4 protein-coding genes are annotated in these 25,241 nt (G+C 34.9%); all 4 read left to right on the top strand.

The genetic code is table 11. The annotated features are described in order from the left end of the window. Positions 1-89 precede the first annotated feature (89 nt). The 4 genes from BMY21_RS04785 to BMY21_RS04770 all read left to right on the top strand — a co-directional run bounded on the left by BMY21_RS04785 (position 90) and on the right by BMY21_RS04770 (position 25,198). Positions 90-1,490 (top strand): sodium-dependent transporter, encoded by a 1,401-nt coding sequence (locus BMY21_RS04785; RefSeq protein ID WP_074641403.1) that lies wholly within the window; start codon positions 90-92, stop codon positions 1,488-1,490. Between the two features lie 259 nt (positions 1,491-1,749). Then, the gene (locus BMY21_RS04780; RefSeq protein ID WP_074641401.1) at positions 1,750-11,508 is read left to right on the top strand and encodes a hypothetical protein; all 9,759 of its coding nucleotides are present in this window, start codon (positions 1,750-1,752) and stop codon (positions 11,506-11,508) included. Between the two features lie 244 nt (positions 11,509-11,752). Beyond that, entirely contained in the window at positions 11,753-24,055 is a 12,303-nt protein-coding gene (locus BMY21_RS04775; protein ID WP_074641399.1) for a hypothetical protein, read from the top strand. A gap of 72 nt (positions 24,056-24,127) precedes the next feature. Next, positions 24,128-25,198, top strand: a complete 1,071-nt coding sequence (locus BMY21_RS04770; protein ID WP_074641398.1) for a ComEC/Rec2 family competence protein — start codon at positions 24,128-24,130, stop codon at positions 25,196-25,198. Positions 25,199-25,241 lie beyond the last annotated feature (43 nt).

The raw sequence follows: 25,241 nt of genomic DNA, 5'->3' as shown, positions 1-25,241 counted from the left end.
GAACTGTTGAAAGTGGCACTATCACCCTTGACGATTTCTTCTGTTTCTATATACAATATCTTGAAGTATAAAAAAAACAGGAGTTTGATATGAGCGATAATAGTCGCGAAAATCTTGGTAGCAGACTTGGATTCCTTCTTTTGTCTGCTGGTTGTGCTATTGGTTTGGGAAATGTATGGCGTTTCCCTTATATTACTGGAAAATACGGCGGAGCCGCATTTGTTCTAATTTATCTTGCATTCCTTGTAATTCTTGGTCTGCCAGTAATGATTTGTGAATTTGCCGTTGGACGTGCATCCCGCAAGAGTATGGCTGCTGCTTTTGAAGAGCTTGAGCCTGCCGGAACAAAGTGGCACTGGTACAATGGTTTTGCTGTTGCCGGAAACTATCTTTTGATGATGTTCTATACAGTAGTTTCTGGATGGTTCCTTAAATATTTCTTTGAAATGATCAGCGGAAAGTTTGTAGGTATGACTCCTGATGAAGTTGGTGCTGCTTTTGGTGCTACTGTAGGAACTCCTTCAAGCCTTCTTATCTGGATGGTAGTTGTAATCGTAATTGGTTTTGGTGCCTGCTTCCTTGGTCTTCAGAAAGGTGTAGAGCGCATCACAAAAATCATGATGTCTGCACTTTTTGTAATCATGATTGGTCTTGCAATTTATGTAGTTTTCCTTCCAAAGAGTGGTGCTGGTTATGCTTTCTATCTTAAGCCAAACTTTAAGGCTCTTGTAAGTGGTGAGCATGGACTTTGGGATACAATTTATGCTGCTATGGGTCAGGCATTCTTTACATTGAGCCTTGGTATTGGTTCTATGGAGATTTTCGGTTCATACATCGATAAAAAGCATTCTTTGACTGGCGAAGCAGTTCGCGTTATTGGTCTTGATACTTTTGTTGCTATCTGTGCTGGCCTTATCATCTTCCCTGCATGTGCTGCATTCGGAGTTGAACCAGGTGCTGGTGCTGGTCTTGCATTCGTATCTCTTCCAAACGTATTCAACGCTATGGGCCCTGTTGCCGGACGTATTGTTGGTGCTTTCTTCTTCCTGTTCATGAGTTTTGCTGCTCTTTCTACAGTAATTGCTGTATTTGAAAACATCGTAGCATTCCCAATGGACCGCTTTGGCTGGAGCCGCCGCAAGTCTGTACTCATTAACTTCATCGCTATTCTGATTCTTGCAACTCCTGCTGCTCTTGGTATGAACGTATGGTCTGGAGTGCACTTCGGTTCACACATCGGTTCTATTGATGCTCTTGAAGACTTTATCGTAAGCCAGAACCTCCTTCCACTTGGATCTTTAATCTTCCTCTGTTTCTGTATGCACAAGAAGGGCTGGGGTTGGGACGGCTTTATCGCTGAGGCTGATACAGGTGACGGACTTAAGTTCCCTAAGAACAAGGCTGTTCAGTTCTACCTCAAGTGGATTGCTCCGCTTATCATCCTTGTAGTATTCGTTGCAGGATATTTTGATATTTTTGGTGCAAAGTAGTCTATAATCAAAAGAATAGCTAAGCGGTAAGCTATGCTTACCGACTATAAACAGGCATTTCGGGAAATTCTTTGAATTCTCTGAAATGCCTGTTTTTTTATGGACAAATTATAAAAAAATGTTATATTTATACAGATCAAAAGTCAAGAAAATAGAGAATTCAGCCGAAAATAGAAGTTGAAGAATAATCTCTATTTAATAAAGTTTCTTTAGAAAAGTTATATAAGTTTTAAGTGCGCTGTAATTATGAGGTATAACTATGAAGAAACTAAGAATTATTTTATTATCAATATTTTCAATTCTCTTAACGATATCCTGCGAGATAGGGCTGGGAGCTTCTGTTGATACGGAAGCACCTGCTCTTTACATATTAAATCCTCCAGTTGATTCAATTATTCGTGATAGTTTCTTGCTAAGTGGAAGTTATACAGATGATGGAACTGTAGTTAGTGTTTCTGCAAAACTCCAGAGAACAGATGGAAGTACAAATATAATAAATCTTACAGGTACTGTAGAAGAAAACTCAGTAAAGCGTGGAACTGGAAAATGGAAAGTCACCATTTCTCCTATAAATGAAAAAGGAGAAACAGAAATTATTGATGGTACTTATCAGGCTAGTGTATACATTAAAGATGCAAACGACCATACAACAACACAAAATACTACATTTACAATTGATAATACCGCTCCAATAATGCTGCTTTCCAGACCTTCAACTATAGCAGAAGCTGGTAAAGTAAGTTTTGACTCTTATGGCCGAACATTTAGCATTGAAGGAAAGGCTGCTGATGACAATGAAGTTAGTAGAATAGAAGTAAATATTTATGAGAATCTTGATAGTGATACTCCAATAGCTAGTATTCCTTTAGATAATATTCCGTTAACTATTGAAAAAGAGATTGCCTCTTACACTGCCAATGAAGCAAATATCTATGCGCAGATTTATGGTCATACAGATGAAAATGGAGTCATCATTGCTGATGAAATAGGTGCTGCATCTCAACGATATTGTTCATTTACCATTTATGATAATGCACAGAGATTTCCTGTGGATGGCAGTGAGCAGACAGCTGATGATAAAAAGGGAAATAAAACTGAAGACTATTATATGGATTCTATTTTGTCTGAAGTTTTTCTAAATGAATATAATACAACAGAGCTCTATCATATCAAAAACGGAACTAAAAACATTACCGAAGCAGGTAAATTGAATAGTTCTGAGGTTTTAAAAAAACTTGCTGAAAATGCAGTTAATAAAAGTCAGTTCTCAATAAATCCGGCAAATAATCCGAAGTTTGTTGTTAGTTCGGTTAATATTCTTGATAGTGGAAAAGATATGTCTAATGATGTAGCATATCAGTTTTCTGCAGGAAACAGATATCTTGAAGTTGAAGTCAGTCCAGGACTTGATGGATATCTAATCATGCCAGATACTGTTGGAGTTTATCTGCAGGAATGTAATTCAACTGGAGTAATAGATAAAACAAAATCTCCAGTCACAATTATAAAACCTGGTAAAGAATTTCATATTGAAGATGAAAATACAGAACAGGAACTTCCTTTTGGCTCAGCTTTTATTTCACTTTCAGGAAAATCTTATAAGTTTAAAACAGTAAGAACAATTGACAGCTCTAATTACGATGTGCAAACAGAGAAATATTATGTCGTTGTTGTTGAAGGAAATGACTCTCAGGGTAAAGATAATGGTAAAATTATTTCTGAAGGTTTGTATGCTTTTAAACTTAAGTCTAACCTTGAAAAAATAGAAATAGATACAAACTGTTCATTAAATTATATTTCTCAAAATAAAGTTGCCTGGACAGAATATCCGGATAGCAAATTAAAAATAAATCTTAAATGGGGTGATTCAGCAACTCCTTATGCACTTTATCGTAAAGTTGATTCAAAAGATGCAGAAATTGAGCAGAAACTAAAAGCTATAACAGATTCACAAGATAGAGAATATACTGATGAATTAACTTATGATCAGTTAAAAGATTTAGGTTCAAATGGTGCTTTCCCACATAGTTTAATCTATTATATTAAGAGAACATCTGGAAATGAAGACAATGAAGTTATTTCAATTTATGCAACAGTAGTTCTTAATTATGATTCAACTGCCCCTGGAATCTCAAATATTCAGTTTACAAATGCTTATGAAAAAGTTGAAGAAACAAATAATAATGGGCTCATTATAGAAGACAGTACATATTATTTGAACAACAAGGAAGGAAAAAAATATAGTATTTCTGGAATAGCAACAGATGATACAGGTATAGAATCTATTAAACTTATAATACCTGGATTAGATTCGAGAACCTCAACTTCTGCCAGATTTAGTTTTGCAGATTTGAATTTTGATAATATTTCTCCAGATGGAAACGGTGGTGTAACTGCAGATATTATTGTTACTGATCTTGCTGGAAATCAGACAAAGAAAACTCTGAAAATCATTTTTGATAATAATCCTCCTGTAGGTATACATAAACTGGATGCGAAAGGTAAAGATATAGTATTCCGAATTGGAAATTATGATAATACTGAAGTTTCAACAAATGAAGATAAAGATATTGATGTTGGCGGAAAATATTCAAATCAAACTTATGGAAATTCAGAAACAGTAAAAGTACGTGGAGAATTTTCTGATTCAGGAAGCGGGCTTGATATGCTTTATTATAAGGTTTATCACACAAAGCCTGGGGAGACTGAATCATTCTATAAGAATTATGAAACTGAATGTGATGGTACTGTTGCTTTCCTCTCTGGTGATAAAATAATAAAGAAACGAGTTTTCTATACACAAAGTTATCAGAAAGATGGAACAACAATTTCTGTTGATTATGGAGAAGATAATATTGCAGGAAAATATTATCTGGATGATGTTGAATCAAATTTCTATGCACCAATATCAGGTCTTTCAGTTGGAGAAAATTATCTTGTTTTTGTTGCGGTAGATAAAGTTGGAAATTCAATTGTAGAAAAACCATATGATGAAAATAATTATTATTATCTCAATGTAGATACAGAAGGTCCTGAGATTATTGCAAATGACGATACAATACGGTATTCAAATGCAACTCAAACTTTTAATTTGAATGGTTCAGTCCTGGATATTCCTGCTGGAATAGATACGTTAGAGGTTTATGCAAATATTTACAAAGAAAAGGGTGGTACAGAAAAAAAGAAAATCTCTTTCAATGTAAATCTTCAGCCTGATATTGCTTCATATCCAATAGATGGTTCTACAGAAGAACTTTCAGATGAGATAAAAGCAGAACGCTGTAAAACATGGAATGCAACTGTCGATACGTCAAAACTGAAATATGATAATGGGGAAATTTATGAAGGTACAGTTTCTGTTTATGCAACAGCAAAGGATAAAGCAGGAACTGGCAATACAGCAACCATAAGTATTGGAACAATCATAATGGATTCAATTGCACCAGAAGTAACAATAAAAGCACCTTCTGATGCAGATAAATATACAGCTGGGGTTCAGGTAAATGAAAAAATCAGTTTAACCGGCACTGCAGCCGATGCAAAGGGGCTTAAAGAAGGAAACGGAAATATCATTCTTTATTATACAAGAAATGAAACCCTTGGTACAAAATCAGTTATTACATCAGCTGATATATGGAATGAATTAACAACTCCTAATCCAGATCAGAAATTTGTTGAATTAAAGACCTCTGAAAATGAGAATAGCTGGACATTTAGTAATATAAATACAAATACTCTTAAGGAAGGATCTTCTGAAGAATCAACACTGGATGTATGGTTTGTTGTTGCTTCTAAGGATATAGCTGACAATGTAGGATATTCTGCACCATGCAAAGTTACTGTAGATCCTCAAAGTGATCGTCCTGTTATTTCTTTTACAAGTGGTCTTACAATAAAAGATGGCATTTGTGAGGCAAATCCTAGTTGGGTTAAAAATTCTCAAATTAGAGGAATCGTTGAGGATGATGATACCATATCAAATATGTGGTATTCCTTTGATTCAACAGAATGGATAAGTTGCTATGAAACAGGTTCATTAGAATTTACAATTAATCTTCCAACAGATGGAAGTAAGGATAATGAGCATAAGTTATATTTCAAAGTGAAAGAAGCTGGTGATACTATAAAAGAATTCATTACAAAAGCCGCTGCTTCTTCACAGGAGGCTCTATCTTCTCCAAAACTTCTTGCTCAGAAAGAGAATAATGAAAATGTGATTATAGGAAATTCTGATGGAAAATATGATTCAATTGTATATTTGAACATCGATCTTGTAGATCCAACTCTACCAGTAATAGCATATACATTAGATGATTGTTCTGCTGTTACAAATATGGAAGGAGTTATTATAAATGGAAATCAGACAAAAGATAGTGCAGATATTAAATGGAAAGATTTGGCTACTTCAATAGTAACTGGTGGACCATCAGAAAAACTTTATGTTCTTACAAAGGCTTGTGATGCTAATGGAATCAAATCAATTCAACTTTTATATGATAGTGTTGAAATAAATTCTATAAAATCAGAATCGGTAAATGATGGAAAAGAGCAGATTTCATTGTTCGAAATAGATATAAGCTCAATAAGTATTGCAGAAAAATCTATTACTATTATTGCTACTGATAACGCTGATAAGCCAATAAATAAAGGTTTTACAAATATCTGTATAGATAGAAAACCACCTGTTGTTTCTATAATAAATCCTTCTAAAAATGATTCAGTTTATGGTAATGAAGGTGTTGCAGATAATCGTGTTACAGTCAGTGGACGAGCAGATGATGATAATGGAATTGATAAGGTTTGGATGGCTATAACAAAATCTGAAACAGATATGCCTTCTGAGTATTACGATATTTCAACTGAAAATACCAATGCGATTGTCGCAGTATTTAATGGTGATGTAGATAATGTAAATAATCATAAAGATGAATGCTATCTGGAATTATTCAATTCGTATGTAAATGCTTTGTATGGCCAGGGTACAAGTTATAATGAATATAAGAAAAATGTTTGTCTCTGGATTTATGCAGTAGATAAACTGAATAACTCTGGAATTGAAAGTCCTTCAAAGCTGCCTCTTGTTATCCTTACACAGGGGGATAAACCAGAAGTAGAAATATCTTATCCAAAAGAGGATATGACTCTTGGTGGAACAATAACCTTGGCTGGTTCTACAACAATTGCAACAGATACTGTCGAAGATGTATTCATACAGATAGATAAAGATTATAAGAATGGAGCTTTCTCTGAAAACTGGGAAACTGAATTAAAGAGCTCTGAGAACTGGTCAAATGTTGGATACAGTATAGAATCAACAGGTCTTGAGGTCCCTTATGACCATGCAATAAAAGCGCAGGGGTCTCCTCAGAACTGGTACCTTACAACAAATTTACACAGCGAATTAAATAAGGCAGATAAATCTAACAGTATAATTGCGATTCGTGTATTAGCAGTTGGAAAGAATAATAGAAAGATAAGTGAAATAAAGGAGCTGCACTTTAATCTGGATCCTGGTTCTCCAATATTTGGTAACGTAAATAAAATGAGACTTGTCCAATTTGCAAATAATGCAGAGGGATCAGGAGACGAAACAGCCAGTATTCTATATACAGAGGGAATGTGGATTCAGGGAAAATGGTGGCTTACAGGTTCTGTTGAAGATGACAGTGGCATTGGTAATATTATTTTGACAGAAACAAATGAAACAGGAATAAATCGAACTGAAGACATAAAAGCAAAATCAACACCATTTGGTAATTCAAATTATATTATAAAAGTTCCGGTAGGAAGTCCTATTGGTTCAGAAGAATGTTATGGTCCAAACTTTAAGCTTTCTGCAGAAGAAGCACAGGGAGGAAAAACAACTGAGTACACAGTAAGTCTTAATTGTGATAACGAAGCTCCTCAGTTTGAAGCAACTTCATTAAGTGAGATTTCTGGTAATTCGATTATTCAGACAGAAGGAACTTATCAAATATCTGGAACATTTAATGATGGTCAGGGCAGTGGTTTTAAGAGAATTGTTTTCTATATTACAAGAGACATAAAAATAGGAAATGCCTCTGTTCCATATCTCACTGATATTATGAAAGTACAGGGAACTTCTGAAAGTGGAATTCCAGAAAACTGTTACCAGCAGAGTGATTTTACTGTACCTCAGTCGAATACAGATCTTTACTGGAAAACTATTTCAAATTGTACAGCAAGTAATATGCATGTTACACTTCCACAAGATATCCCGTCATTTGTTCATAATGGAAGTCTGTGTAGAATCAATAATGTAATGTATCTCATAAAATCAGTTGATACTGTTGAGAATACAATTATGCTGGATACAGCAATTGATTCCGGCACTGTTTCTGTTGATTTTACAATTGCTCAGGTTATTGATAATACTGTTTCTGAAACAGGTCGAACAACATATTTCGGAGATACATCAAATAAGATTGCAAATGATGATGGAGATCAGATGGTTGAAAGTTACACAAAATCAACCAATGCATGGACAGTTGCAATAAATTCACAGAATATAAAAGATGGAGTTATTTCAATTCATTTTGTAGCTTTTGATGCAGCTGGAAATGCAACCTATAAAAATTACAGTGGAACTGTTTCGAATAACCGCCCAAGAATAGCAGGCGTAAAATTTGGAAGCGATGTCGACGGCAGCGGAACTGTAACTGAAAATGAAATGAAGACAATGTATTCTGGTTTATATAACCGAACAAGTCAGAATAAAGTTGAAAATGTAACAGTAAATGGTCAGTCTCCTAATGGAAATAAGATTTATAGTCTTGCACTTCCTAATGATGGAAACAGTATTTCTGTTTTGAGCGGAAATCCAATTTTAACAGTGAAAGGAAATGTTAAAATTATTCCGGAAATTGTTGGTGGTAACGATGGTTTAAGCTGGACATACTATGTTGGTGATAAGGATGATGCAAATATTATTAAGGACAGTAATGGTAAGAGAATAGTTACTCAAATGGCTTCTACCCATTCTGATGATATTCGTGAAGAAGAAACACCAATTGAATTAACAGTTTCAAATTTACATGGTATTACAGATGGTGCTAAGGATTTCCACTTCCAGATCTGGGATCATACATCAGGAACCGAAATAGGTTATACCAGCAACAGGGCTGATTTGTCTTTAAGATTCTATGTAGCTCTTAATGATGGAGAAGAACCAACAGCATTGATAAAACCATTCTATTGGGTAGATTCTTCAATAAACAGTATTTACTATGAATTAATTAATTCAAAGAAAATTTCTAAAGGGCATATAGAACTTGAAGCTGATTTGCCTTCTGATACATTTAAAGAAAAGACAGGGCTTCATGATAAAGATCCTAAGCTTTCTGGTATTGTTTATCTGGAAGGTATAGCTAAAGACAATGTTGCAGTAGACGAATTGTGGTTAAAGTTTACTGGACTTACTGCAAGTGATGATTTTATAAAAATAGCTGCCCGCGAAAAAGAAAATCCAGATACTCTTGGAAGTTGGAAAGCTTTAACAGATTTGCAGAACAATGGCATAAAATTTATTTCAGCAGATGAAGTTGTAGAAACAGAAGAAAATGGTCTTGATTACAATGTTGTTTATTGGAAGGTTGCCATAGATACAGCAAAAATTGACGGAATTGCAGATACAAACAGACAGATTCAGGTTATGGTCAAGGACCGTGGTGGTCTGAACGAAGATGGAACCTTTGGAAAGAATCAGAAAGCATCTTCTGTAGAAAATCTATCCCAGACTTCAGTTTCAGCAGTTAAGTGGTCAGTTGCAAAAACTCAATCAACTTCTTTCTATCTCGATATGGATTGTACAACATTGATTACTCAAAAAAATAGTAAGACTTTAAGTGATGATACTATTGTTTATGAAGATAATCGCACTCCTAGTTATAGAGTAGATGTCGTTCCTTATATTACTGGTATAACAACAAAACTTGGTAAATTAAAACAGAATAATCCAAGCGTTTATGGTAGAACAGCACTCGGTCATTATACTGTCAGTTCTGATGAGGAGATTATATTTGCAGGTTATAACCTTGGCGATAATACAACATTGGATATTTCAACACTCTCAAGTTCTGGTGCATATGATTTTGAGATAAATGGTGTAAAAGCTCTAAACAATGAAAACTATAATGATAGTAGAGGTTCATATAGTAAAACGGTAAATTTGAATGATAATCCAACAGGTGATAAAACAATTTATGATAACTACTACAACCGCCAGCCTAATGGTGATAATAACAATCTGCTTACAGATGATATTGTTTTTGATATATGGGGAATCAATAGTGAGGCCGGAAAGCCTAAGAGTGGCCCATTGTCACAGCCAGTTATGGCAATCAATCCAAAGAATAAACAGGTAGGATTTGCTTTTGCAAGTGGGCCTCTGAATTTTAGCATGGGTAGTCTTGATAAATCTTATGATGTCTGGGAACAGGGACTTGATTTCTGGACAAGTATAGGATTCGCCTATGATGCAAACGGAAATTCTTTTGGTACTACTGCAGGTGGGGATATTAATGGTAATCCGTCAGCTGATGCATTTGGAATATTTACAAGCAGATGGGGCAAAGGCTTTTATGATCAATCTTATGGACATAATAATGGAACAGGACAGTTAAGAATTGAACTTGTAGGTCAGGGAGAGTCTACAGATGGTTCAACTTTTGATGGAAATAATATCAATAAGGAACGAATACAATCCTCATCAATAGCTACAACTGTTGCGAGCGCAACTGCTACTAGTACAACAGTTTATCTTGCTTACTATGATGCAATAAATGAAGAAATTCGATTTAAGTGGGGTATTTTAGAGAATGCTACTAATAAAGTGCGAAGTAAAAATAATCTTTTCTATGATTATTATGGCCCTACCTCTGTTTCTGGTGATGCAAAGACAGATAATTCAGAAGGAACAAAGTCATTGACAGGATCAAAACTTGTTAAGGACTTACCGTATACATTGGAGTATGTTTCTTTAATAGCAGGACAGACAAAAAATAAAAAAACGTTCTACAAAGGATCTGATAACAAGAATCATAATTACCAGGCAAATACAGCTGTAATGACTAGAGAAGGAGCTCCTGTACATGCCGGACAATATGTAAGTATTGCTGCAAGAAAGGGTGCTGGAAATACTTATAATATTGGTACTGAACAGGAACCAGTCAGTTTTACAGATGATCTTGTTGTTGCTGTATGGTATGATGCAACGAATAATCAGATGCTTTATTCTTATAATAAAACACCACAAAAAATTACCGCACCAACATATAAAGGTGATAATACATATTTGGGTAAAAATGAAGATGGTTCAGATAAAGGTATAGATTCATTCTCACAGGCTGCAACTGGTTGGAGTACACCTGTTGCAATATTTGGCGAAGGAAACGGTATCGGTGAATATTGTAAGGTTGTAATAGATGGTGAAGGCAATGTCCATATTGCATGTTATGATAATGGAAATGCAGATGTCTGGTATGCATATCTGGACAATTTTGATGCACCTGCAAGTGCCAAAACTTGTATTGTAGATTCTTATGGTATTGTTGGAACAGAATTAAGTATTGATGTTGCTATAAAGGATTCTAATCCTGTTCCATATATCAGTTATTATGGAAGCAGCTGTGCAAGACCAAAAGTTGCATATTGGGCTTCTGAAGAATCTATATCTGATGTAAGTTCTATTTCAGGTGCAGAAGATGAGAGCTTTACAAAGAATTGGGAAGTAAGTGTCATTCCTAGTAACAGTAAAATTTCTATAGATCATATAAATGTAGGTGTATGGAAAGATAATTCAGGAAATCTGACTTATTCAACAACTGATGAAAATGTACCAAATGGTATAACTCCAGGTTCGGCAGGAGCAAATGTTGGTAATTCTACTGCAGAAAATAGTAATGGAATGATTTACGGTAACGGATCAAAGAATCCTATTCTCGGCTACGCTATAACAAAGGGAGCCGGTGGCTTCATCGAAACCGCCCAAATGAAATAACTGAACGGTCCGCCGATTCAAGGCGGACCTCTGTATTTATAATAAAAAATTCTCTTTTACAGATTTCAAACCTGTGCTAAAATAAAATCGAAATAATGTATATTATTTCAGACGCTTTATGCCGATACTATATAAGTATAGTTGTCGCTTAAAGGGTAATAAAAAGTTCTAACTCATCTCTAGTTACATCATTTGTCCTTTAGGCGACCTCAAAAAAATGTTTTTATATACTCTGGGGTTGTATATGAGAAAAAGTATTAGTTCTATTCTTTTAAAGTTTGGTTTGGTTACGCTTGCACTTAGTTTGAATCTATTTGCAGCCTGTGAAATTGGTCTGGGTGCTTCGGTCGATGTTGATGTACCTGTGATTTCAATTGACACACCAAAGACATCTGCAATTATCCGTGATACATTTACTATTAGTGGAACTTGGACAGATGATGGTACTATTGAAGATATTGACGTTTTCTTAAAAAATAACGAAACAGATCAGGTTTTTTCATTTAAAGGAGAAATGTATGATGAAAACAATTGGAAATGTCTGATTGATCCTTCAAAGCCAGATCCAAAGAAACCAAATTTAAAAATAGTAGATGGAAAATATGAAGTTACTATTAAAATTTCAGATACCGCAGGGCATAAATCAGAAACTACCCGTTCTTATGTTATTGATAATACTGCACCAGTAGTAGTTTTATCGAGACCTTCTTCGAAAAAAGAGGAAACAGATACAAATAAGATAGAATCTTACGGTCAGTATCTTACAATTGAAGGACAGGCTGCAGATGATAATGATATAGAAAAGATTGTAATAAAATTCTATAGCAAAGATGATCCAGCTACAATTCTTTATGAAAAGGAAATAACAAGCATACCTCCAACAATCTCTCTTGATGTAGCAAAATTCCTCGATAAAGATGTTTATTCTGCCATTTATGGTGATGATAAGGAAGCTGGTGAAAAAGCATATTATTGTGAAATCGTTGCATATGATGGCGCAAAACGTTATCCAGTAGCAGGTGAAGAAAAAGAAGATGATAATGATGGAAACTCAGAGCCATCATATATTCTTTGGGCAGATTGGGAAAAATTCCAGACTGAGTATCAGAAAGCTACTGCCAGTACATCAAAAATCAAAATTCCAGATTTATATGCACTCAAAGCAGGAAAAAATACAACAGATACAGGCCGTTCTGCAAAAACACAATCATTAATTTCTAATCTTTTTAGTAATGCTATTTCAGCAGGTAGCTTTAAGCTTAATCCACTTAACAACCCTACATTCTCAATTTCTGGATTAGAGCTCGGCATTGCAAATGATGTAGAAAATGATCGTTCACTTACAATTCAGCTTGCAAAAGGTTTGGATGGAATTTCTCTGGATACAGAGAATATGAAAGTCTATCTTATTCCAGTTTCAACTGATGCAACTGGAAAGGAAGTTCTCGGTAGTAAAATTTATCCTCAGCAGTCAGAATACCAGCAGAAAGGAGATGGACAGTTCCTTACAACAATTCAGAAAGAGAATTGTAAAGATAAAAATGGTACAGTTGTACCCCTTGAGTATGGAAAAACATATATTATTGGAGTTGAAGGAGCTGATACAGAAGGAAACAAAATAGTTCCTTCTTTTGATGATTCAGTATTCTATATCCGTTTTAAGGCAAAGAATGTTGCCCCTGGATTAACACTCACTTCACCATCTCCAACAACATCATATTTGATGAAAGGTAAGACTCTTAAAATTGCCGGTACAACTTCAGTTCCAGATGGATATCCAACAATTTCTATTGTTTGTAAAAAAGGTGAGGAAATAACTGGTCAGGAAATTTATTCTCATAAGGTTACAGAAGCAGACAAGGAGAAAATCGAAGGCGGCCTTATTATTTATAATTTTGAATATGAAATTCCAATTGATGGAGATAATTTCAAATTTGATCAGACACAAAGTAATCAGTATGTTTTTGATATTACTTCAGATATGGATAACATGCCGACAACTCGTACAAAAACTGTTATCTATGATATTGATGGTCCAACAATCAGTATTGATAGCATGTTACCGACAGCAAAAAAGTACGATCTTGATTTAGAAGATGGTTCTGGAGAGGATGGTTATCTTAACGGTGATGTAACTATGAAGGTATCTATTCTTGATGATTATGATACTGTTCAGACAGCTCTTGAAGAAGGAAAAGACAGACGCCCTTACTTTATAATTGTAGATGAAAATGGTAATGAGTTACCATTTATGGTTGGAGCAGAAACTAAAGCAACTGTAAAACATTACATTACAACACCTGCAAAACAGTCTTTTATAATTCATACAAAAGATATTGCAGATGGTTCTAATAAAAAGGAAATCAAAGTAAAGATGTTTGCAGAAGACCGTGCAGGAAACAAAGGTGTTGATATTGAAGATATTTCAAAAACTTTATTCGAACGAGATTTTACAATTGATCAGTCAACAGATGCACCTGTAATTTTACCAAAGACTGCAAATACTAACACGGTAAAATTATCTGAAGAAGATATCAAAAAAGAATCAAACTTTAAGAATATGTATTCTGGTAATCAGACTGTTTCTTACAGATTGATAGATGATGATGGTCTTAGTTCGGTTACTTATAAGCTTACTGGAACAAATTATAATCCGGAAGCAGTAACTATAGCACTTAACGATGTTACTGAATATCCTCTTGATTTAATTATGCCAGAAGATCCTGGTATTTATAATGTTGATATTTCTGTAACTGATAATAAGAATAATCCTGCTGTAATTAGAAATTTCTATGTACGTGTTACAGCTGCAGCACCAGTTATTAAGAGTATAAAGTTTGATAAGGATCCTGTAGGAATTGGTGAGAATATAGTTGCTCATGTTGCTATTAAATCTGATCAGAAACCATTTACTTTGATTCGTACTATTAAGAAATCAAATGATGAGATTCTCAGTGAAACTACGTTAAAAGAGAATGAAATTCCTGAACTTGATAGTGCAAATCCAACAATTACAGATTCCTTTAGTTTAACACAGGCAGGTATTACAATTTCTGGAGATTATAAGGTTTATTATGAAGTTCATGATGTAAATTATAAGGAACAGAATCCTAAATACGGAACAGGCGATGAATCTATTACTGTAGATTTAAATGAGCCTGTAATTTCTGATGTAAAACTTGCAAGTGAAATTCATGAGAATTCTAAGTGGTATAATTCTAAGAATTTAGCACTCTCATTGACAGCAGAAGATAAACAGGCAGGTGATACAGGAGTTTCTCAGGTTAGATATTCTCTTGATGATGGACAAAACTGGATTCCTCTTGCTAAATCTGGAAGCGTCTATAGTGGAACAATTATTTTCCAGAACGATTCTGATAATAATACGTTAAGAATTCTTGCAGAAGATGCAGCTGGTAATGCTGCAGAAAAAACTGCTACTGTAAAAATAGATACAATTACTCCAATTGTAAGTTACACAGCAACAAACCTCAAAAATGCTGCTGGTGAAACAGTTACTTCTATAACTTCTGGAGATTATTATTCTGGCGAAGCCGCTGTAACAATTACAGGTATAGTAAGTGATACAAATTTTGAAAATAGTGCATCTTATGTAACAGTAGAAGCAACAAATTCAGCAACGAATATTACACCTGTTTTTGTAGCTGGAACATATAAGTTTACAATTACTCCAACACTTCAGGATGGTGAAACAAAAATTACTATTAAAGTAAAAGATTTTGCAGGAAATACAAAGGAAAATATTATTACAATTCACCGCGATACAAAAGGTCCTGGCATTGAAATAAAGCTTCCTCAGGCAGATTCTGCAAATCCTCTTGATGATGAAAGCTATACTTTCAGAATTAATGCAAATGATGGAAATGACGGTGTAGGTGTTGCAAAAATTTATTACAAGTTTACTAATGATAATTCTACTCCAACTGATTGGGGAACTGGAGAAACATTTAGTGGGGGTGATTTCTATATCTCAAGAGATTTGATTAAAGGTCATGTAGCCGCAGATGGAAAACTGACAGAAGGAAACTGGTATCTCCATGTAAAAGCAGAAGATAAATCTGGTAACGTAACAACAACAAATAAAAATGCAACAAATACAAAACTTCGTCCTCGTTATTTTGTTGTAGATAAAGAAGAGCCTTCTATTGATTATGTAAAATATGAAGATTCTGTACTTACCGAAAAACAGAATTTCTATTATGACGCAACAACATTTACTCTTACAGGAAGTGTTTCTGATACTAATGGAATCAAGCAGGTTAAAGTTGGAGGCGATATTGTTGAAGTAACAAATAAGACCTGGTCAAAAGCTATTACTATCACACCAAATCAGAGAAATGAGATTATAGTAGAAGTAGAAGATGTTGCTGGTCGTAAAACGCCAAAGACCTATTATGTTTATAAAGATTCTGTAGCACCAGTTATTAATTTGAATGCTCCTGCGGAATCGGTTGAAACTCTTACAGATGCAAAATATACATTTGCAGGTTCTGTATCTGATGCGGGTTCAGGAATTCAGACAGCAAAATATCTTTTCACACAAACTCCATTTGCCAATGAAAATGCAATAAAAACTTCTGCTTCAACAGGAACTGGCTGGACTTCTATAGATAATGGTGAACTCTCAGTTGAAAAAAATCTGGGAGGAACAGCTGCTGCAAATCTCAAAGAAGGAAGATGGTATCTTTACATCTACGCAAAAGACAATGTCTCTGGAAGTGATGCAAACCATGTATCGGTATTCTCAAAACCTTTCTGGGTAGATAGAGCACTTCCAACCCTTACCGAAACAACTGTAAATACAACTGGAGCACAGGTTAAAGCTGGCGGAAAACTGACACTGTCAGGTACAGCTTCAGATAATAACGGAATTGAAAATATCGTAATTACAGATGGTACAGGCGAGAATGCAAAAAACTGGACAATTGCAGGAACTGCAATTACAAATGGTAACTGGTCTAAGGAAATAAATCCTGGAACAGATACACAAACAGAAAATAAACTTACTGATGGAACTCATACTCTTACAATTACAGCAACAGACAAGGCCGGTCGTTCTTCCTCTGTTCAGCGAACAGTTGTAGTCGATACAGCAGCTCCAACTCATGGAACTCTTTCAGTTACTTCAACAGGAACCACTGTTGGTACAGGTGATGCTGCCAAGACCTGGTATAAATCATCATTCATCAATATTAAAATCGTGGATGTAGCAGATCCAGCAAATGGTTCGGGAGTTTCTACAGTAGAATATACTATAGATAATGGTGCCCACTGGAATCCAATGTCTGGTTCAGAAGGAACTTATACAGCAACTGTAAACTGTACTTCACAAGGAAGTAATACAATCAAGGTACAGATAAAAGATGTTGTAGGCAATGTTAAAGATGCAGGCGGAAAAACTGTTTATGTAGATACAGTTCTTCCAACTCTTACTACATCTAAGGTTAAGTATCGTACAACAAACTATGAGTCAAGTTCAGAAATTCTTGTAAATGGCGACTATGGATATGATCTTCAGATTGAAGTTGCTGATGCAGAAACTTCAGGTACAGATATGAATTCTGGAATTGCTGCAGTTAAATATGCGTATGGAAATCATACAATTGCTGCAACACAATCTGGAAATTACTGGATTGTAAATGTTCCTGTTACAAATGGTGTTGATAAATATGATCCAGACAAAACAAATCCAATCTACGCACTCATTACAGATAAAGCAGGAAATGAAGCAAAGGAAAGGATTCTTACTGTTACAAAGGATAGTGATCCTCCATCTGTCAGCTTCAAATCAGTTACAACACCTGGTTCAAAAACAAAGGTAAATGGTATTGATGTTGAAGATGTAAACGGAACAATCACAATTAATGGTTCAGCAAGCGATAAAAATAAACTCAGTACAGTTGTGCTTAAGTATCAGAAAGCAGGTGAAACAGCTTGGAATGATTTGGATCAGACATCAGAAAGTACAGCCAATAACTGGATTGCCGAATGTAATACAACAACTCTTATCAATAACACAAAGTACACAATCAAAGCAATTGCAACAGATGCTGCCGGAAATACAACAGAAGCTACAAAAGATATCTATGTAAATCAGGATACTGACCGCCCTGTTATTACACTTACAAATATTGATCTTGCAGAGTCTATCTTTGGTAATAACGAGATTTATGGAAATGTTTCTGATGATGACGGGGTTCCGTCTACTATAAGTTGTTATATTGGAAATGAAAAACCAACTACTTCAACTACCTGGACAACTCCAGCTGCGAACTCGGATTTCACTTATACCAATGGTTCATTCAAATTAAAACTATCTGATGGTCCACAGAAAATCTGGTTTAAGTTAAATGATGGTACAAAGGATTATATTTCCAGCGATTTAACTACTTATTCTACAGATGCTCAGAAAACAGAAGTATTGAACTCTGTAAAAATTGTTGACAGTAAAAATAATAAATTTGGATATCTTCCAGAAACTGGTACAACAATCAAGGCTTCTGCTGTTAGTACAACAATAGATACGACAGCTCCATTTATAACAAGTCAAGGATGGACTTATGCAACTACTACTTTAAATTGGCAGTCAATAAGCAGCAAACCTACAACAGGTGGAACTGGTAATAAAAAGGAAATCTATATTCGTGTATATGCTTATGATATAAATGGTGTCGATACAATAAAACTTAAGGTTCCAAAGAATTCAAGTGATAAGTCAACTGTATCTGGCTATTCAACAGCAGCAGAAGATATGGATAATGATTACTATATTTACAATTTCAAACAGGCTGCAAGTACAGATACCGATGCAACAAAAGAAGTAGATGGACACACATATAATAAGTGGACATCTGCAAAAATTATTGCGACTGGTATGGAAAGTGGACTCAGAGAGTGTAAGCTTGAAGTATTTGATGGTGCAAAGACAACAACAGAAACTGTAAGCATTACAATTGATAACACTCCAGCAGAATTTGAGTTTACAAGTCATAAAGACAATCAGACAGTTTATGGTATCAAAGATATAGAAGTTGGTGGAACTGTTAATGCAGCAGATATGAAACATGTATATTATTCTCTTACAAAAGATGATGTAACTACACCAGTTGAAGCAAAAAATCGTATAGGAACAAATTGGAAAGAAATTCTCTTTGAGAATAATAAACTTTCTGCTGTAATTAAATTTGATGGCGATACAGCTGCCACTGCTATCACAGGTGTAACTCATGAAAAAAGATTAAGAGAATGGCTTAAAGACCTTTATGAAGTATCTGATATCGATAATTATAATGATACAGAAGTTCTTAAATTGTGGGTTTATGTTGTAGACGAAATAGAGAACTCTTCTGAACCAGAGGCATTATCTCTTAAAGTAATACCAAATGGCGATAAACCTGTGGTTAAGATTACTTATCCAGATGATAATGCAAAACTCGGTGGAACTATCAGATTCTCGGGCGAAACAACAATTGAAACAAATTCAGTTGAAAAGGTTTATGCACAGATTATTGTTCCAACTTCAATTGATAATTCAAATGATGATTGGGTGACAAAACTTGATAAATTAATTGAAGATACAAAAAATAAATCAACAGGTTCTGAACCTTATTATAGAGTTGTAAACATTACTTCTACTTTAAAAGGTATTGAAGTTAGTGGAACACCAACCAGCTGGAACTTTGCTATTAATAGTCATCATGAATTGGAAAAAGAAAATGCAACTCCTGACTATACTGTGAATATTATAGCAAAGAGTGCTTCTGGAAAAATAAGTGATACAGTTTCAAGAACAGTTCAGATTGATAAGAATGCTCCTTCTCTTAGTGATATGCAGCTTGTAAAACTTAAGAATGAAACTGCTGCTAATAAGTTTTCGGAAAGCAATATCGATAAGCGTATCACCTATAAGGAAGATATGTGGATTTCTGGACAGTGGTATTTAATAGGTTCTGTTACAGATGGTAATGGTGTAAAACAGTTGTTATGGCATGATGGCTCTGCATCTCATACTCTTGTAGAAGGAAATAATTCCACAAATACAGGTACAATAAACAATTCTGAATCTGATAAGGTTGTTCAGTCTTCAGAACATACTACTCATTATACAGAACCAACTGAGCATACAATTACTGCGTATGATTATGATTTCCGTATTCCAATTGGAGAAGATTCAGGTTATGGCACTATCACATATAAGATTTCTGCAGTAGATGCTACAGCTGAAAGTAACTCTGTAGAACGTACAATCACAGTAAATTACGATTGTACTTCTCCTGACTTCAAAGCAACTGTAAGTGCTGATGATAATGCAGTCGAACTTTCTGGTACTGGAAATAAGGTACAAAATTCTTCTGGTATGTACTCAGTTTACGGAACCTTCGATGAAGAAGGAAAACAGAGTGGATTTGAAAGAATTGCTATGTATTTTACAAGAACAATAGGAAATACAACAAACGTTCTTGATCCTTTGGTAACAAAAGACAGATCTTCTGGAACAAATGATAAACATAACAATTATTATCTTTCAACAGGCTTCCAGTATACTTCAGTTGCAAGTCATGGCGATGGTATTTACTGGAAAGAATTAACCGCCACAAAGACCGAATCAGATACAATTACAGTTTCTGTAAGTGATGATTGGATACGCAAAGGTGGTATTTGTAAGGTTGATGGCGTAATTTATAAGATTAAGACAGTTACTACAACAACAATCACTGTAGATGGTACATTGACTACTTCTAATTCATCAAAGAAAATTTACGTAACTCCAGCTTTGGTAATTGATAATCTTTCTCCAGAAAGTAAAAAGCAGGGGGCAACCTATAATGGTCTTTACCAGAAAAATGTTGAAGATACAACTGTAATATCTGGTGGAGATGGTGACTGGTTAATTGAAGGGGTAACAAAGCAGACTAATTCTTATCCATGGTCAGCATCTCTCAACTCTCAGAATATGCTTGATGGTCCAGTTACAATACACTTTGTAGCTTTTGATAAAGCAGGAAACGCTACCGAAAAATCATATTCTGGAAATGTGGCAAATAATGCACCTCGTCTTGCTGGTGTTACAGTTTGGACAGATTATAACGGAAACGCAAAGGGCTGGCGTAATACTGGAGTCCATGCAGCAGATTACGAGGATGAAACAAAGAGCAGATATTATTCCCGCGTTCGTCCAACAATTGATGGAAAAGCAACAGATCGTTCAAATGATGTAACTTCAAAATTGATTGTTTCTGGTAATGCTGATGATGTTGATGGAATTGCGGCAAATAGTTCTATAGCCTTTATGAAGGTAACAGATACAGTTAAGTTTATCCCAGAAATTGTAGGTGGAAACGGTGATTTGTACTATGAATACAAGATTGGTAAAAAAGCTGCCTTTACTGTAGATTCAGAAACAAAAGAGATTACAGGCTTTACAGCTTCAACAACTTCAGGGTCAAAAGCTTTGAAGAGTGCTGCAAAGGCCGCAATCACAAATGATGATGGAACAACTGCAGTATCTGGAACAGATAATGGTCAGAATCTACCAACAGTTACAGATGCAAACTCTGTAACTTACGTTACTGGTAATACAGAAAGTGTAATCACTTTCGATGGAGCAACAATACTTGGAGCTTTGGATAATTCTACATCAAATGCTCCAACATGGTTCGATATTGTAATTTCTGACAGCACAGAAGGTGACACAAAACTCAGCTGTGAAATGCAGATTGCTCTTCAGAATAATTATACCGATGTAAAAGCTCCAGAAGTAAAGATTCGTCCATTCTACTGGAATTCAAAGACAGAAAACTCTGTAGGTTGGACAAAAGACAGTGACAACAAATTAATTGCAGAAGGTCATATTGAACTTGAAAAAGAACTTACCGATGCTATTAAGAATACAGAAGTAGGAACTGGAAAAACTAAACTAGGTGATGACCCTAAAGTTTCTGGTAAGATTAAGATTGAAGGTTATGCATTTGACGATATAAAACTTAATCAACTTTATGTTCAAATGGATAACCATACAAAACTTGATACAGAAAAGTTAGCTTCTACATATACCAACGGTACATGGACATCAAGAGCTTTTGCCGATGGATGGGGCTTCTCTGTAGAGGATATTTATTGTAATAGTGACGGTCACCTTGCTAAATGGACTCTCACAGTAGATACAGCAGAACGAACAAATAAAACTGAACTTGATCAGAAAGTTATTGTTTGGGCTGTAGATGCACGAGGTTCAAGAGAATCTACTCATACAGTTGATACAAATACAAAACAAACAGCTCTTAAAGAGGTTGATGTATGGAGTAATGCAAAGAAGCAGCCGAATGCTCTTACAACTTATTATACAGATTTCTATTGTAACACAAAGGTCTCTTCATCAACTCCAGGCAGTACTATTGTATACAAAAAGTCTGACTGTGAAGATAACATGACCTATTACTACAAGATGGATATTGTACCGTATATTACTACGGTTAAAACAAGACTTTCAAAGCATAAGACTACAAATCCATCTGTTTATAACAGAACTGCATTAGGACACTATCCAGTACAGTCTATCGTTTCAAATATAGATTCTAGTATAACACTTACTACAGATACTTCAGAAGATGTTATTTTGTACGGTTTCAATATTAATGGTAGCGCAACTATCGTAAGTGGAAGTAATACCTTTACTGTTGGTAACGCAACTGATTCCTTGAAAATTGATAATAGTACAAATGGACAACTTGGCTTTAATGTTGCAAGGCTTTCAACTGGAAAATTGGATCTTACGGTTAATGGTATACCTGTAATGAATAACATTAACGAAAATGATGCCAAGGGAACAGCTAGTGAAACTGGTGATGCTTATGCAAACTGGTACAACCGCCAGGGAAATGGCGACACAAACAACATTCTTACTGATGATGTAGAATTTGATGTCTGGGAATTCAATGATAGTGCTGCAGTGCCAATAAATGGTCTTACAACAGGTATCAATATGAAAATAAACCAGACAACTGGAATGCTTAATTATGCTTTTGCAAATGGTGGTTTGTATTTCAGTATGGGTGGAAATCCAAAGTCATTCCATTATCAAGCACAACGATGGAGAAATAATCGATATGAAGACTATTCTGAAATAATTGATGGTTATAATGATAATTACTCATCAATTTATTGGGCAGGAGACTGGGATACTTTTGCAGGCCCTTGTGTTGGATTCCATGTAGATGATTTAGGTTATACATATTCTGTTTGTTCTGGTGGTGATACAAATAGCAGTGGTTCCGTTGATAAATGGGATCTCTATACAAGTCGCTGGGGTGGAGGTCTACATAGTACAGCGGGTACATTAAATGATGCAGCAGGTACAGTGAATGATTTCCATGCTCTTCGCTTGGAAGAAAATGCGCTTAAGACAGGAGATGGAACATTTGCCTATTCTCTTATGAAATATCGTTATCTTTCTCCGGAGTTTGCTTCAACTGTAACTGGAACAAATACAAACCTGTATTTAGTTTACTATGATGCTCTTACAAATCAGATAAGATTCAGGGCAGGTACATTCTCTGGTGCTACAACAGGAAATACCGGTGGTTTTAATGATACATATCAAGCTGGTGCTCCTTCATACTATGCAACAACTAATTGTCAGGTAATTGCAAACGGTAAATCTGGTGCTTCATTTATATCTGGATATGCTAACAATGTTTATTCAAGAGAAAATGTGCCTGGTATATCTGGTAGAGGTGCTGGTCAGTATGTCGATGTTGCAGTTGTTAAGAGCAATGGAAAAGACGTTGTCTGTGTAGTTTGGTATGATGCCGAAGATAACTGCTGTAAATTCAGTTCTATTACTGATCCTATTACAGCTTGGGAGTCTCTTAAGGGAGATGCAACTGCTAAAAACTGGACTGAGCCACAAACAATTTTTGCAGAAGGTGGAGAATATTGTCATATTGTGGCAGATAAGGACAATCATCTTCATATTGCCGCTTATGCTGGTAATGGAGATGTAAAGTATGCTTATCTTGAATCTCCATCAAGTACTGCATCTACTTGTACAGTTGATGCATCTGGTGCAGTTGGTGAACACTTGACTCTGGATGTCGCAGTGAACTCTAAAGGTCATGCAATTCCATACATCGGTTACTATACTTCTGCAATCAAAATGCCAAAGTATGCATACCTGGTAGATCCTACAGTGTCTGATGCTACAGCTACCTTTAATCAGGCTCCTGCTGGTGCAGATTCAAATGAAAGATTTACAGGTGCATGGGAAGTAACAGTTGTTCCTTCACCAAGCCGAATGACAACTAATCGAGAAGATAAGGTAAATGTTGGAGTATGGAAGAATAATGGGGTACTTAAAGATTCTAAAATTAATGGACAAATAAAGAATAGTTCGATTTCCAATACTTTAAATGGTTACCAATCTGTAAACTGGAGTAAAACTTATGGTAACGGAACATCGAATGGTATTTTAGGCTATCAGATTTCTACAAGTACCGGTTCATGTCTTGAAACTGCACAGTTACGTTAGTCTGGTTAAAACATAAGGAGACAAACCGCAAGTCTGCGTTTTGTCTCCTTAAAAACTGAAGAAAAGGAAAAAATGTTAAGAGTATTTCATCCCATTGGTCAAGGTGCTTTTTATTCAGAGCGATTTGAAAATTTTAATGTTGTTTATGATTGTGGAGAATTAACAAAATCTTCAAATGCTGAACGATTAGTTAAAAATAGTTTTGAACCTGAAGAAAAAATAGATATTTTATTTATTTCTCATTTTGATAGTGATCATGTAAATTTTATACAAACTTTACATGAAAACTTTCCAATTAAGAGATGTATTCTTCCTTTAATTCATGATGATAAAAAAATTATTCTTCAAAATGTTTATAAGGCACAAGATCAAAATGATTCGTATGATTTACTCACTTCTCCAGAAACTTTTTTTGGAAGTGATACAGCCATTATTTATGTAAAACCTGATATTGAAAATAATAAGGGGGATATTCCTTCGACAGATGGTTCAATTATGATAGATGATTTGATTAATAAACAGGAAATCATGAGTGATACCAGAATTACAATAAATGATGACTGGATATATATTCCATATAATAAGGAAAGGGTATCCAGATTAGAATTATTAAAAAAAGAATTAGGATCTCTTCAACTTGATTATGACTCATTAAAAGATATTGATTATTGTATAAAAAACAAAGATAAAATAAAGCAAGCCTATTATAATTTGCCAGATAAGATCAATTTAAACTCATTATTTGTGTATTCAGGTCCAGTAAAAGATAAAAAAGAGTACCTAACAATTTGCAATAATAATTTTTTCTGGGGCTATGATATTTTACCTTTATTCAAACCAGGCTGTATTTATACTGGTGATGGCAACTTATCTGAAGTTGTCAATATCATGTATGATAAAGAAATAAGAGAGAAAACAGGTACAATTCAGGTTCCTCATCATGGAAGCCGACATAGTTTTGATTTCTCATTTTTAAAAGCAAACCAACAAAGATTTGTTCTTCCGGTCTCCTTTGGAAACGGCAATATATTTGGTCATCCTGCACAATCTGTAATATGTAATATTATTGAAAACGATTCTATATTTATTCCAGTTACAGAAAATATGGAATCTATCTTTATTGAAAACATAAGATGCAATTAATAATTGCAGCAGAAATATTTTAGGTTTCAACTGTAATTGTTTC

The organism is Treponema bryantii, from assembly GCF_900111035.1.
GTDB lineage: Bacteria > Spirochaetota > Spirochaetia > Treponematales > Treponemataceae > Treponema_D > Treponema_D bryantii_C.
The sequence above is the reverse complement of the archived record's forward strand: the minus strand, read 5'-3'. Positions and strand labels throughout refer to the sequence as shown.